Genomic DNA, 13704 nt, shown 5'->3' with positions numbered 1-13704 from the left:
CGGATGGCGAACGAAGTCTGTTTACGTAACCTCGATCAGGAGCGTCCCTGGCTACTGGAGCAGTACCAGAGCCGTGGCGGCTATGAGGTACTGAAGAAGATCCTCAAAGAGAAGACACCGCCCGAACAGCTCATCGAAGAGGTAAAGCAATCCGGTTTGCGCGGCCGTGGCGGCGCGGGCTTTCCCACCGGCCTGAAATGGAGCTTTATCACCCGCAACGCACCGGGTCAGAAATATGTGGTTTGCAACTCGGACGAGGGCGAGCCGGGTACCTTCAAGGATCGCGACATCCTGCGCTACAACCCGCATCAGCTGATCGAGGGCATGATCATCGCCGGCTACTGCATCGGCGCCACCTGCGGCTACAATTACATCCGCGGTGAGTTCTGGGAGCCTTACGAACGCTTCGAGGCGGCCCTGGAAGAGGCCCGCGCAGCCGGCTTGCTCGGCGAGGATCTGTTCGGCTCCGGCTTTGACTTTGAACTGCACGCCCATCTCGGCGCGGGCGCCTACGTCTGCGGTGAGGAGACCGCGCTGCTCGAGTCGATCGAGGGTAAAAAGGGGCAGCCGCGCTTCAAGCCGCCGTTTCCGGCCCACTTTGGTCTCTACGGCCGACCCACCATCATCAACAACACCGAATCCCTCGCCTCGATCCCGATGATCCTGGAGAAGGGCGGTAAGTGGTTCGCTGACGTGGGCGTAAAGAACAGCGGCGGTTCCAAACTCTTCTCCATCTCCGGCAATCTGAACAACCCCGGTGTGTTCGAGATCCCCATGGGCACCCCCTTCTCTGAACTGTTGGAGATGGCCGGTGGCATGAAGGATGGGCGCAAGATCAAGGCGGTGATCCCCGGCGGCTCCTCCTCTCCGGTCATCCCCGGCGAGATGATGATGGATCTGACCATGGACTACGATGCCATCGCCAACGCCGGTTCGATGTTGGGCTCAGGCGCGGTAATCGTGCTCGATGACACCAACTGCATGGTCAGGGTGCTGGAACGCATGTCCTACTTCTACCATGAAGAGTCCTGCGGCCAGTGCACCCCCTGCCGGGAAGGCACCGGTTGGCTCTATCGGGTGGTGAGCCGGATTGAGAACGGCAAGGGTTGCCAGGAGGATCTGGATCTGCTGGATGATGTGGCTGCGAAGATCGCCGGACGCACCATCTGCGCCTTGGGCGATGCGGCGGCAATGCCGGTGCAGGGCATGCTCAAGTACTTCCGGGATGAATTCCAATACCACATCGATCATCAGAGATGCATGGTCGGTAATGGCCAGACTCAGTAAAGGGACGAAGCACGCCAATGACTGAGGAATCCATGGTAACCATCGAGGTGAACGGCCAGCCGCTGCAGGCGAAGCCCGGCGCGATGCTCATCGAAGTCACCGATGAGGCAGGCATCAGCATCCCTCGATTCTGTTATCACAAAAAATTGTCGATCTCCGCCAACTGCCGCCAGTGTCTGGTGGAGGTGGAAAACGCCCCCAAGCCGATGCCAGCTTGCGCCACGCCGGTAATGGATGGCATGAAGGTGCAGACCCGCTCGCCCAAGGCGCTGGCAGCGCAGAAGGGCACCATGGAGTTTCTGCTGATCAACCATCCGCTCGATTGCCCAATTTGTGATCAGGGTGGTGAGTGTGAGCTGCAGGACGTGGCGATGGGCTACGGCAGTGATGTCTCCCGCTTTGCCGAGGGTAAGCGGGTGGTGCCGCAGAAGGATATCGGTCCGCTGATCGCCACCGATATGACCCGCTGCATCCACTGTACGCGCTGCGTGCGCTTCGGTGACGAGATCGCCGGCATCCGTGAACTGGGTGCCACCGGTCGCGGTGAGCACATGGTGATCGGTACCTATGTGGCGAAGACTGTCGATTCGGAGCTCTCCGGCAACATCATCGATCTCTGCCCGGTGGGCGCGCTGACCTCCAAACCCTTTCGCTTCTCCGCCCGCGCTTGGGAATTGGTCCAAGTCGAAGGCATAGCACCCCACGACTCGGTGGGTTCCAATATCAACCTGCACCTGCGTGGTAATCGCGTGATGCGGGTCCATCCGCGCGACAACGAGTCGATCAACGAGAGTTGGATCTCCGATCGCGACCGCTTCAGCTACGAAGGGCTGAACAGCGACAACCGCCTCACCAGCCCGATGGTGAAGAAGAATGGCGAGTGGCAGGAGAGCAGCTGGGAGATGGCGCTGGAGATGGCGGCCGCGGGCCTGCGTGAGGTGGGCAGTGGCGATCAGATCGGCAGCCTAGTGTCGCCCACATCGACGCTTGAAGAGCTCTACCTGGCGCAGAAGATCACTCGTGCTCTCGGCAGCAGTCATATCGACCACCGGCTGCGCCAGGGCGATTTCCGCCTGGATGGCGCCGAGCCTGAACTGGCTTGGCTGGGCATGCCGATCGCTGATCTTGAACAGCTCGATGCGGCGCTGCTGGTTGGCTGCAATCTACGTAAAGAACAACCGATTCTCGGGCACCGCCTGCGCAAGGCGGCGTTGGATGGGGCGGATATCCGCTACATCACGCCGCTGCAGTTGGACCTGAACTATGTCGCCGAGCAGCAGGTCTGCAGCCCGGCAGAGATGGTCGATAGGCTGGCGGCTATCGCCGGTGCGCTGGGTGCCTCTACGGATGGCGCTCTGGGCAAGTTGATCAAGGGTGCCAAGGCGGATGAGGCTGCCAAGGCTGCAGCGAACGCCCTGAAGCAGGCCAACAATGCATGCGTAATGTTGGGCGCCCTGGCCTCGGCGCATCCCGACTACTCCATCCTCTGTGGACTTGCCGCGGCAGTGGCTGAAGCGGCAGCAGCAAAGCTCGCGTTGGTCCCCGCCGCCGCCAACAGTGTGGGGGCCCGGTTGGCGGGTGCAGCGCCCCATCTACTGCCCGGCGCGAAACGTGCTGAGGATTCTGGCAACGATGCGCTGAAGATGCTCAAACTGCCGCTCAAGGCCTATCTGCTGATGGGTGTGGAGCCGGCGGCAGACTGCTGGGATCCGGCTGTCGCCCAGTCAGCTCTGAAGAGCGCTGATCTGGTGGTGGCGCTGACCACCCATCGCACGGCCTCTCTCGACAGCTGTGCCGATATCCAGCTGCCGATAGCAGCTTTCGCCGAGACAGCCGGTAGCTATGTAAATGCGGCGGGCGAGTGGCAGTCGTTCCGTGGTGCGGTCAAGCCACAGGGCGAGGCGCGTCCGGCCTGGAAGGTATTGCGGGTTTTGGGCAATCTGCTTGACCTGCAGGGCTTTGACTACACCGCTTGTGAAGAGGTGCGCGACGAGCTGACCGCAGTGTGCGACGGTGCGATCCCTGATAACCAGGTTGGCAGAGTCGAGTCGGTGGAGCTGGCAAGTGGCGGCAGTGGCCTGATGAGAGTCGGTGAGGTGCCGATCTACGCTACTGATCTGCTGGTGCGCCAGGCCAAATCGTTGCAGCAGACCGGGGATGCCCGAGCGGCGCTGATTCGCGTGAATGGTAAGGTGGCGCGTCAGGCCGGGCTGGAGGATGGCGCCTCAGTGGTCGCTGATCAGAACGGTAACCGGGCCGAGTTGCTGTTGCAGGTGGATGAACGGGTTCCCGCTGGATGTGTCTGGATTCCAAGCGGGCTGGAGGGCACGCAGGCGCTGGGCCCACAGTTTGGCGAAGTGACCCTGGAGAAGGCATAAGCGATGGAATTTTTTATCAGCATCTGGGAACTCCTGCCGGCGGGGTTGCAGACCCTGATCTGGACCCTGCTGAAGATCGTGGCGATCGTTGCGCCGCTGATGTTGCTGGTGGCCTACTTCACCTACGCCGAGCGCAAGATCATCGGCTACATGCAGGTGCGTGTTGGCCCCAACCGGGTCGGGCCGAAGGGCTGGCTGCAGCCGATCGCCGACGCGGTCAAGCTGATGTTCAAAGAGATCGTCATCCCGAGCAGCGCCAACAAGATCCTGTTCGTGATTGCGCCGGCGCTGTTTCTGGGGCCGGCACTGGCCGCCTGGGCGGTGTTTCCGTTCAGTGAGGAGCTGGTGCTGGCGAATATCAATGCCGGTCTGCTCTATATCCTGGCGATGACCTCGCTGGGGGTCTACGGTGTGATCATCGCCGGTTGGGCCTCCAACTCAAAATATGCCTTCCTTGGTGCAATGCGCTCCGCGGCGCAGATCGTCTCCTACGAGATCGCCATGGGCTTTGCTCTGGTGGGTGTGCTGGTGGCGGCGGGTAGCCTGAATCTAGGCGCCATCGTTAATGCCCAGCACGGCGGGCTCTTCTCCTGGTTCTGGCTGCCATTGTTGCCGCTGTTTGTGATCTATGTGATCTCCGGCGTGGCAGAGTCGAACCGTGCGCCATTCGACGTGGCGGAGGGTGAGTCAGAGATCGTGGCGGGTTTCCATGTCGATTATTCGGGTATGACCTTCGCCGCCTTCTTCCTCGCCGAGTATGCCAACATGATCCTGATCTCGGCGCTGACCGCGCTGATGTTCATGGGTGGCTGGCTCTCCCCCTTTGAAGGCTGGCCGCTGCTCGGTGCGCTGTTCGACTGGGTGCCTGGTTTTGTCTGGTTGGTGTTTAAGACCGCGTTCTTCATGTTTCTGTTTCTCTGGTTGCGTGCGACCTTTCCGCGTTACCGCTACGACCAGATCATGCGGCTCGGCTGGAAGGTGTTCATCCCGATCACCATCGTCTGGATCGCAGTGGTGGGTCTGGCGGTGGTCTATCAGCTCCCCTGGTGGTTCGATTGAGAGGCTCTGACCAATGAATGCACTGACCAACTATTTCAAGAGCCTGTTCCTGCTGGAGCTGTTGCGTGGCCTGCGGCTGACCGGACGCTACCTGTTTAAGCGCAAGTTCACGGTGATGTATCCGGAGGAGAAGGCGCCAGTCTCGCCGCGCTTTCGTGGTCTGCACGCGCAGCGTCGCTATGCCAACGGCGAGGAGCGTTGCATCGCTTGCAAGCTGTGTGAGGCGACTTGTCCGGCACTGGCGATCACTATCGAAGCTTCGCCCCGTGAGGATGGTTCGCGGCGCACCACACGCTACGACATCGATCTGTTCAAGTGCATCTTCTGCGGTTACTGTCAGGAGTCCTGCCCGGTGGACGCGATCGTCGAAACCCGCATCTACGAGTATCACTTTGAGAACCGAGAAGATGCGGTGATGACAAAACAGAAATTGCTGGCGCTGGGCGATAAGTATGAGGCCCAGCTCGCAGCAGATATCGAGGCCCAGGCGAGATATCGCTGAGCCTGGAAGATTAGCCAACCCGGTTGGATGACCCCGATGACCTTTGAAAAGATTGTCTTTTATGTTTTGGCGGCGATCCTGATCTTTGCCGCCACTATGGTGATCACCCGGCGCAATCCGGTGCACTCGGCGCTGTTTTTGATCGTTGCGTTTATCGCAACCAGCGGGCTCTGGCTGCTGGCGGAAGCGGAGTTTCTCGCGATGACCCTGGTGCTGGTCTACGTCGGTGCGGTGATGGTGCTGTTCCTGTTTGTGGTGATGATGCTCGATATTGAGATCGCCACCCTCCGGGCAGGCTTTATTCGCTATCTGCCGATCGGGCTGGTGATGGCGGTGGCGATGGGCGCAGAGCTGTTGCTGGTGGTGGGACCACAGAACTTTGGTCTTGAGAAGTTTGCAGCGCCTGCGCGTCATGCAGCCGACTACAGCAATACAGAGGAGCTCGGCAGCGTGCTCTACACGGTCTATATGTATCCGTTTGAGATTGCCGCGGTGATCCTGCTGGTGGCGATTATTGCTGCAATCAGACTGACCATGCGTAAACGTCCTGAGAACAAGAGCATCGATCCATCCCAACAGGTGGTGGTGAAGCGTGCTGATCGGGTGCGGATGGTGCAGATGGACGCAGAGAAGAGTTAGGAGTCGGGTCAGTGATAGCGCTTTCAGATTATCTTGTGGTAGGTGCCATCCTGTTTGCCCTGAGCATTGCAGGCATCTTCCTGAATCGTAAGAACGTGATCATCCTGCTGATGTGTATCGAGTTGATGCTGTTGGCGGTCAATATCAACTTTGTTGCCTTCTCCCATTTTCTCGGAGATAGCGCGGGTCAGGTGTTCGTCTTCTTTATCCTGACGGTGGCTGCAGCAGAGGCGGCAATCGGGTTGGCGCTGCTGGTGGTGCTGTTCCGCAGCAGGCGCAGCATCAATGTTGAGGATATGGATGCCCTGAAGGGATAGTGTGCGGCGCGGGTGCGCGATGTCGTGCTCCGCATGAATCAGAATGGCAAGGTGCAGAGCAGATTTCTGCAAATGGGCTGTAGTGGACGTTCGGGGAACCGTTCGACCGGGGATAGCGTAGAAAACAGACAACCATGGAAAATATATACCTCATCATAGTATTGGCCCCTCTGTTGGGCGCCATTATCGCGGGTTTCCTTGGTGGCAGTATCGGTCGCAAGGGTGCCCACTGGGTGACCACCGCTGGCGTTGGCATCGCCGCGCTGCTGTCGCTCTATACTCTGAAGCGCTTTGCGCTCGACGCTGAAGCGGTTTTCAATGGTCTGATTTACACCTGGATGGTGAGTGGCGGAATCAACATGGAGGTGGGATTTCTGGTTGATCAGCTGACCGCCGTGATGATCAGCGTGGTGACCTTTGTCTCCTTCTGCGTGCATGTCTACACCATCGGTTACATGGCGGACGACGAGCACAACTGGCCGAAAGAGAGTCTTGCCGGGCGCAATAGCTACCAGCGTTTCTTCAGCTACATTTCGTTGTTCACCTTCTCCATGTTGATGTTGGTGATGTCCAACAATTTCATGCAGCTGTTCTTCGGCTGGGAGGCGGTGGGCCTGGTCTCCTATCTGCTGATCGGCTTCTGGTCGGTGCGTCCGACTGCAATCTTTGCCAACCTGAAGGCGTTCCTGGTCAACCGGGTGGGTGACTTTGGCTTTATTCTCGGCATTGCCGCGATTGTGATGTACTTCGGTAGTCTCGATTATCGCGAGGTGTTCGAGCTGGCGATGGATCCAAGCAAGGGCTTTGCCGACAAGCAGATCGATATCTTTGGCGGTGTCTCACTGATGTCGGCGATCGGTATCCTGCTGTTTATCGGCGCCATGGGTAAGTCGGCGCAGGTGCCGCTGCATGTCTGGCTGCCCGACTCGATGGAAGGTCCGACCCCGATCTCGGCCTTGATCCACGCCGCGACCATGGTCACTGCCGGTATCTTCATGGTGGCGCGTATGTCGCCGCTCTATGAGTTGTCCGAGACCGCGCTCAGCTTCGTGCTGGTGATCGGTGCTACCACCGCTTTCTTCACTGGCCTGATCGGCATAGTGCAGAACGATATCAAACGGGTGGTGGCCTATTCGACCCTGTCACAGCTGGGTTACATGATGGTGGCGTTGGGCGCATCGGCCTATGCCGCTGGTATCTTCCACCTGATGACTCACGCTTTCTTCAAGGCGCTGCTGTTCCTTGCCGCCGGCTCTGTGATCATCGGTATGCACCACGATCAAGATATCCGCAACATGGGTGGCATCAAGAAGTACATGCCGATCACCTACTGGACCTCGCTGATCGGTTCACTGGCGCTGATCGGTTTCCCCGGCTTCTCCGGTTTCTTCTCCAAAGATGCGATCATCGAAGCGGTGCACCACTCCAGCGTGGCGGGCGCAGGCTATGCCTATCTGCTGGTGGTGGCCGGGGTATTTGTCACCGCGCTTTACAGCTTCCGTATGTTCTTTCTGGTGTTCCACGGCGAGGGGCCGCGTGATGAACATGCCAAAGAGCATATTCATGAGACCCCAAAGGTGGTGACGATACCGCTGATTCTGTTGGCGATCCCATCCGTTGGTCTTGGCTATCTGACTATAGAACCGATGCTGTTCGGTGACTGGTTCAGCGGTGTGCTGCATGTGTCAGCGCAGCATAATGTGCTGGCCGAAATGGGTGAGCAATTCCACGGTTCTGCAGGCTTTATCCTGCATGGCATGATGGGTCTGCCGTTCTGGTTGGCACTGGGTGGTTTTCTCACCGCCTGGTACATCTATATGAAGGATCCATCAATTGCCGAGCGGATCAAGTCGAAGGCAGCGCCACTCTACACTCTGCTGGATAAAAAGTACTGGTTCGATGAGGCCTATCAGCTGGTGTTTGCCGGTGGCAGCCGCCTGATCGGTAAGCTGTTCTGGTTTGTCGGTGACCGCACTTTGATCGATGGCCTGCTGGTCAACGGATCAGCGCGCAGCGTGGGCTGGATTGCCGGTGTGGTGCGGCATGTGCAGACCGGTTACCTCTATCACTATGCGATTGCCATGATTCTGGGTTTGCTGCTGATGCTGACCTGGTTCGTGATTGTATAAGAAGACGAAGGATACAAAGCATGATTGCGGATTGGCCAATCCTCAGCCTTACCGTTTGGCTGCCTATCATCGGCGGCGCCGTGGTGCTCGCCAGTGGTGATCGTGAACCTAATGCAACTCGCTGGACTGCACTGATCATTGCGCTGCTCACCTTTATCGTGAGCCTGCCACTCTGGTTCGGCTTCGATAGCTCGACCGCCGAGATGCAGTTTGTCGAGCGTGCTGCTTGGATCCCTCTACTCAATGTCGAGTATTACATGGGTGTCGATGGCATCTCGATGCCGTTGATCGTGTTGACCACCTTCATCACCCCGCTAGTGGTGATCGCCGGTTGGGAGGTGATTCAGTACAAACCCTCACAATACATGGCAGCCTTTCTGATCATGGAGGGTGTCATGGTGGGCGTCTTCTCTGCCCTTGATGCAATGCTCTTCTATGTGTTCTGGGAATCGATGCTGATTCCGATGTTCGTCATCATCGGTGTCTGGGGTGGGCCGAACCGCGTCTACGCCACCATCAAGTTTTTCCTCTACACTTTTCTTGGCTCAGTCTTCATGCTGGTCGCACTGATCTATATGTTCTTTCAGTCGGGCAGTTTCGAGATCCTCGGTTTTCATGACCTCAAGCTGGGTCTGAACGAACAGATCCTGATCTTTATCGCCTTTCTGTTGGCATTTGCCGTGAAGGTGCCGATGTGGCCGGTCCACACCTGGTTGCCGGATGCCCATGTCGAGGCGCCCACTGGCGGTTCTGTGATCCTGGCGGCGATCATGCTGAAGATCGGAGGCTATGGCTTCCTGCGCTTCAGTCTGCCGATCACACCCGACGCCAGCCACTCACTCGACTGGCTGATCATCGGTATGTCCTTGATTGCGGTGGTCTATATCGGTTTTGTTGCGCTGGTACAGCAGGACATGAAGAAGCTGATCGCCTATTCGTCTATCGCCCATATGGGTTTTGTCACCCTCGGCTTCTTCATCGTCTTCACCATATCTTCTGGTTCCAGCGATGCCTCCGGTGCAATCCTCGGTGTCGAGGGTGGCATGGTGCAGATGGTCTCCCACGGCTTTATCTCAGCGGCGATGTTCCTCTGCGTGGGGGTTCTCTACGATCGACTGCACAGCCGTGAGATCGGCGACTACGGTGGTGTGATCAACACCATGCCGGTGTTTGGCGCCTTCATGGTCTTCTTTGCCATGGCCAATGCAGGTTTGCCTGGCACCTCCGGTTTCGTCGGCGAGTTCATGGTGATTCTGGCCAGCTTCCAGGCCGACTTCTGGTATGCCTTCCTGGCGGCGACCACGCTGATCATCGGCGCGGCTTACACCTTGTGGATGGTGAAACGAGTGGTGTTCGGCACGGTCGAGAGCGAAGGTGTTGCCGGGCTGCAGGATATGAATCGCCGCGAGTTGGTCGTGCTTGGTACGCTGGCAGTGGCGGTGTTGATCCTGGGGCTCTGGCCGGCGCCGCTGGTGGAGGTGATGGACGCCTCCATCGTCAATCTCCTGCAACATATTTCGGTCTCTAAACTCTGATCGGGTAATCCGCACGGGTAGCATCAGATGCATTTTGATTTAGCCACACTGGTTCCGGTCCTGCCGGAGATTGTTATTCTGACCCTGGCCTGCGTAGTGCTGGTGGTGGATCTCTATCTTAAGGATGAGCACCGCATCGTTAGCTATGCGATCACTCAGTTTGGTCTGATTGTCGGCGCTGCGGTCGCTATAGGCGTCTCTGGCGGGGGCGTCGAGATCGTCTTCGATGGTTCCTATGTGCGTGATCCGATGGCGGACGTACTGAAGGTGGCGATCTACCTGGTCAGTCTGGTGGCCTTCCTCTATGCCAAGGACTATCTGCGCCAGCGCGGCCTGTTCAAGGGCGAGTTCTATACTCTGGGGCTGTTTGCGGTGCTTGGCATGAGCATTATGGTCTCCGCCAACAGTTTTCTGGTGGTCTATCTCGGTCTCGAGCTGCTCTCGCTCTCACTGTATGCGTTGGTCGCCTTTAATCGCGACAGCAAAGACGGCGCCGAGGCGGCGATGAAATATTTCGTGCTCGGCGCCATCGCGTCCGGGATGCTGCTCTACGGCATCTCGATGATCTATGGCGCCACCGGCACGTTGCGTTTCGATGAGCTGGCGGTGGCCCTCAAGGACGTCGAGCCGAACAACATGGTGTTGGTGTTCGGCCTGGTGTTCGTGGTGATCGGGCTGGCCTTTAAGCTGGGTGCGGTGCCTTTCCACATGTGGGTGCCGGATGTCTACCATGGTGCGCCGACTGCGGTGACTCTATTTCTCAGCAGCGCACCGAAGATCGCCGCCTTTGCGCTGGCGATGCGTTTGCTGGTGGATGGAATGGCAGGCCTGAACGGTATGCAGGGGCTGCATGGCGGCATGCAGGGCTGGCAGGGGATGTTGATCATCCTTGCCGTACTCTCGATGGGTATAGGTAACCTGGTGGCGGTGGTGCAGACCAACATCAAACGCATGCTGGCCTACTCGACCATCTCCCATGTGGGGTTCATCATGTTGGGCATACTGGCGGGTACTGCCGAAGGCTACACCGCAGCGATGTTCTACACTCTGGTCTATGCTGTGATGTCGCTGGGTGGCTTCGGTATCGTTATCGCCCTGAGCCGGCGCGGTTTCGAGGCTGAGAGTCTGGATGATTTCAAGGGCCTCAACCAGCGCAATCCCTGGTTCGCTGCGATGATGCTGTTGCTGATGTTCTCGATGGCCGGGGTACCGCCGACAGTCGGTTTCTTCGCTAAACTGTTCGTGCTGGATGCTGTGATCAGTGTCGATCTCACCTGGGTGGCTATGGTAGGCGTTTTCTTCTCGATCATTGGTGCCTTCTACTATATCCGCATGATTAAGCTGATGTACTTCGACAAGCCGGTTGATGAGCAACCACTCGTTGTGGGTGCGGATACACAGATCGTACTGTCGCTGAATGGACTGGCGGTGCTGCTGCTTGGCCTGTTCCCTGCAGGGTTGCTCTCGATCTGTAACAGTGCAATTGGCGGATGATTCCCGGATTGTAAAATAGTCCTGTCAACTCCTGACAGGAAAAGGGGACATTACTGCTTGGGGCTAATAATTGTGAAATAGTTCTTGCCATGGGGCACCAATCGAAGTAGTATTCGCGGCGTTGATGCGGGGTGGAGCAGTCTGGTAGCTCGTCGGGCTCATAACCCGAAGGTCGTAGGTTCAAATCCTGCCCCCGCTACCACATAATAAAAAACCCCGTTTTACGGGGTTTTTTTATTTTCGACACCGATCGCCCAGGACGGCCAGAGGGAGATGCAGTAACTGCAATATGCATCTTCGGCGGTGGGTCGAAGTCAGCTGGAATGGGCCTTGAGCCCATTTTTTATTGCGGAGAATAAATGCGCTCAGCACCGGATAAACTGATTCAACTGATTCGCCAGGAGGTCGACCTGCTCGGCTATGAACTGGTGGGTGTCGAGTCGACCAGTGGCCCAAGAGGCAATCTGCTGCTGCGCATCTACATTGATCATGAGCAGGGCATCAATGTCGATGATTGCGCCCAGGTGAGTCACCAGGTGAGCGGTGTGCTCGATGTAGAGGATCCGATCAAGGAGAAGTATGACCTGGAGGTCTCCTCGCCGGGTCTCGATCGGCCGCTGTTTGAAGCGGCAGACTTTGAGCGATTCAAAGGCCAGCGGGTTCGTGTGAAAACTCGCATGAAGATAGGCAATCAGCGCCGCTTCAGCGGAACGCTGAGCGGTTTGGAAGGCAACACTATCCTGCTGGAAGAGGATGGCAAGCAGCACGCCATTCCGCTGGATGAGATAGATTCAGCCCGTTTGATACCGAAATTCTGAATTGGGTAACAACAGATGAGTAAAGAAATTCTGCTGGTTGTTGACGCTGTTTCGAATGAAAAGGGCGTGGAGAAGGTAATTATCTTCGAGGCGATTGAAGCCGCCCTGGCATCCGCTACGCGCAAAAAAAACGGCGACGATATCCTGGTCCGGGTCGAGATCGACCGCACCAGTGGTGACTACGAGAGCTTTCGCCGCTGGGAAGTGGTGGAAGACTACTCCAGTGATGAACCGGATGCGCCACTACGTCAGATCACTTTCGACGCAGCCAAAGAGCAGCAACCCGACATCCAGATCGGTGACTTCATCGAAGAAGAGATCGACTCAATTGAGTTTGGTCGCATTGCCGCCCAGGCCGCCAAACAGGTGATCGTACAGAAGGTGCGCGAAGCCGAGCGCGCCAAGGTCGTGGCCGCCTATGAAGACCGCAAGGGCGAACTGGTCACCGGCGTGGTCAAGCGGGTCGACCGCGGCAACGTATTTCTCGATCTCGGTGGCAACGCTGAGGCCTTTATCGGTCGTGAACACATGATCCCGAAAGAGGCGGTGCGGGTAGGCGATCGCATCCGCGGCTATCTCTACGAGATCCGCTCTGAGGTCCGCGGGCCGCAACTGTTTGTCAGCCGCACTATGCCGGAATTGCTGATCGAACTCTTTAAGTTGGAGGTGCCCGAGGTCGGCGAGGGGCTGATCGAGATCCGCGGCGCCGCCCGCGACGCCGGTCTGCGCGCCAAGATCGCGGTTAAGGCCCTCGACTCACGCATCGACCCGGTCGGCGCCTGTGTCGGCATGCGCGGTTCGCGAGTGCAGGCGGTCTCCAACGAACTCAACGGCGAGCGGGTTGATATCATCCTATGGAACGATAACCCTGCGCAGTTCGTGATCAACGCCATGTCGCCGGCGGATGTAGTATCCATCGTAGTAGATGAGGACCGGCACGCCATGGATGTGGCGGTCAGCGAGGAGAACCTATCCCAGGCGATCGGGCGGGGCGGACAGAATGTGCGCCTGGCCAGCCAGCTGACGGGCTGGGAGCTCAACGTGATGGACGAGGCCCAGGCGGCAGAGAAGAGCGATCAGGAGTCGCGTGGCTTCATCGAAGCCTTCATGGAGCATCTTGGTGTGGACGAGGATGTCGCCACCATTCTGGTGCAGGAGGGCTTCACCAGCGTTGACGAGGTGGCCTATGTGCCGATCGAAGAGATGCTGAGCATCGAAGAGTTCGATGATGATCTGGTAGACGAGCTGCGCAACCGTGCCAAGGATGTGCTGCTGACCAAGGCGATCGCCAAGGAAGAGGCGTTTGCCGAGCCGGCTGAAGACCTGTTAACAATGGACGGTATGGACAAGGACCTGGCCTATCTGCTGGCGAGCCACGGCATCGCCACCATGGAGGATCTGGCGGAGCAGTCGGTGGATGACCTGATGGACGTCGAAGGCATGGATGAAGAGCGGGCTGGTAAGCTGATCATCACCGCGCGTGCGCCCTGGTTCGAAGACGCAGAGTAGTCTGGGCGACAATGAGAACAAGTTGCACAGCAACACG

Annotated in this window: 11 protein-coding genes and 1 tRNA gene; all 12 read left to right on the top strand. The window is 58.0% G+C overall.

Translation table 11 applies throughout. From position 1 onward, the window contains the following. Window positions 1-3: 3 nt before the first annotated feature. The 12 genes from nuoF (at window position 4) to nusA (ending at window position 13667) form a co-directional block, all read left to right on the top strand. A complete protein-coding gene (gene nuoF / locus Ga0074115_RS05045) occupies window positions 4-1287 on the top strand; it encodes an NADH-quinone oxidoreductase subunit NuoF (RefSeq protein ID WP_006474948.1) in 1284 nt (427 codons plus the stop codon). A gap of 17 nt (window positions 1288-1304) precedes the next feature. Continuing rightward, entirely contained in the window at window positions 1305-3665 is a 2361-nt protein-coding gene (nuoG, locus tag Ga0074115_RS05040; protein ID WP_057956021.1) for an NADH-quinone oxidoreductase subunit NuoG, read from the top strand. A 3-nt stretch (window positions 3666-3668) separates the two neighbouring features. Then, window positions 3669-4724: an NADH-quinone oxidoreductase subunit NuoH gene (gene nuoH, locus Ga0074115_RS05035; RefSeq protein WP_060528279.1), complete on the top strand. Its 1056-nt coding sequence runs from the start codon at window positions 3669-3671 to the stop codon at window positions 4722-4724. A 13-nt stretch (window positions 4725-4737) separates the two neighbouring features. After that, window positions 4738-5226 (top strand): NADH-quinone oxidoreductase subunit NuoI, encoded by a 489-nt coding sequence (gene nuoI, locus Ga0074115_RS05030; protein WP_057956023.1) that lies wholly within the window; start codon window positions 4738-4740, stop codon window positions 5224-5226. 36 nt (window positions 5227-5262) lie between these two features. Further along, window positions 5263-5865: an NADH-quinone oxidoreductase subunit J gene (locus tag Ga0074115_RS05025; protein ID WP_060528297.1), complete on the top strand. Its 603-nt coding sequence runs from the start codon at window positions 5263-5265 to the stop codon at window positions 5863-5865. Between the two features lie 11 nt (window positions 5866-5876). Next, window positions 5877-6182 carry an NADH-quinone oxidoreductase subunit NuoK gene (nuoK, locus tag Ga0074115_RS05020; protein WP_005961591.1) on the top strand — a complete coding sequence of 102 codons (306 nt, stop codon included), beginning with the start codon at window positions 5877-5879 and terminating at the stop codon, window positions 6180-6182. Window positions 6183-6316: 134 nt separating this feature from the next. Then, a complete protein-coding gene (gene nuoL / locus Ga0074115_RS05015; protein WP_060528278.1) occupies window positions 6317-8311 on the top strand; it encodes an NADH-quinone oxidoreductase subunit L in 1995 nt (664 codons plus the stop codon). 20 nt (window positions 8312-8331) lie between these two features. Continuing rightward, window positions 8332-9846 (top strand): NADH-quinone oxidoreductase subunit M, encoded by a 1515-nt coding sequence (locus Ga0074115_RS05010; RefSeq protein ID WP_060528277.1) that lies wholly within the window; start codon window positions 8332-8334, stop codon window positions 9844-9846. Window positions 9847-9873: 27 nt separating this feature from the next. Then, entirely contained in the window at window positions 9874-11340 is a 1467-nt protein-coding gene (gene nuoN / locus Ga0074115_RS05005) for an NADH-quinone oxidoreductase subunit NuoN (RefSeq protein WP_057956290.1), read from the top strand. Between the two features lie 125 nt (window positions 11341-11465). After that, a tRNA-Met gene (locus tag Ga0074115_RS05000) sits at window positions 11466-11542 on the top strand. A 157-nt stretch (window positions 11543-11699) separates the two neighbouring features. Beyond that, window positions 11700-12158: a ribosome maturation factor RimP gene (gene rimP, locus Ga0074115_RS04995; RefSeq protein WP_057956291.1), complete on the top strand. Its 459-nt coding sequence runs from the start codon at window positions 11700-11702 to the stop codon at window positions 12156-12158. A 15-nt stretch (window positions 12159-12173) separates the two neighbouring features. Then, window positions 12174-13667, top strand: a complete 1494-nt coding sequence (nusA, locus tag Ga0074115_RS04990) for a transcription termination factor NusA (RefSeq protein ID WP_060528276.1) — start codon at window positions 12174-12176, stop codon at window positions 13665-13667. Window positions 13668-13704: the final 37 nt, after the last annotated feature.

The sequence above is a fragment of the endosymbiont of Ridgeia piscesae genome, assembly GCF_001443665.1.
In the GTDB taxonomy this organism is placed as follows: Bacteria; Pseudomonadota; Gammaproteobacteria; order Chromatiales; family Chromatiaceae; genus Endoriftia; species Endoriftia persephonae.
Note: the sequence above shows the minus strand (reverse complement) of the source record. Positions and strands in the feature narration are given on the sequence as shown.

Coding starts and splice junctions, on each gene's coding strand:
- nuoF (WP_006474948.1), top strand. CDS start 4: ATGGCGAACGAAGTCTGTTTACGTAACCTCGATCAGGAGCGTCCCTGG.
- nuoG (WP_057956021.1), top strand. CDS start 1,305: ATGACTGAGGAATCCATGGTAACCATCGAGGTGAACGGCCAGCCGCTG.
- nuoH (WP_060528279.1), top strand. CDS start 3,669: ATGGAATTTTTTATCAGCATCTGGGAACTCCTGCCGGCGGGGTTGCAG.
- nuoI (WP_057956023.1), top strand. CDS start 4,738: ATGAATGCACTGACCAACTATTTCAAGAGCCTGTTCCTGCTGGAGCTG.
- Ga0074115_RS05025 (WP_060528297.1), top strand. CDS start 5,263: ATGACCTTTGAAAAGATTGTCTTTTATGTTTTGGCGGCGATCCTGATC.
- nuoL (WP_060528278.1), top strand. CDS start 6,317: ATGGAAAATATATACCTCATCATAGTATTGGCCCCTCTGTTGGGCGCC.
- Ga0074115_RS05010 (WP_060528277.1), top strand. CDS start 8,332: ATGATTGCGGATTGGCCAATCCTCAGCCTTACCGTTTGGCTGCCTATC.
- nuoN (WP_057956290.1), top strand. CDS start 9,874: ATGCATTTTGATTTAGCCACACTGGTTCCGGTCCTGCCGGAGATTGTT.
- rimP (WP_057956291.1), top strand. CDS start 11,700: ATGCGCTCAGCACCGGATAAACTGATTCAACTGATTCGCCAGGAGGTC.
- nusA (WP_060528276.1), top strand. CDS start 12,174: ATGAGTAAAGAAATTCTGCTGGTTGTTGACGCTGTTTCGAATGAAAAG.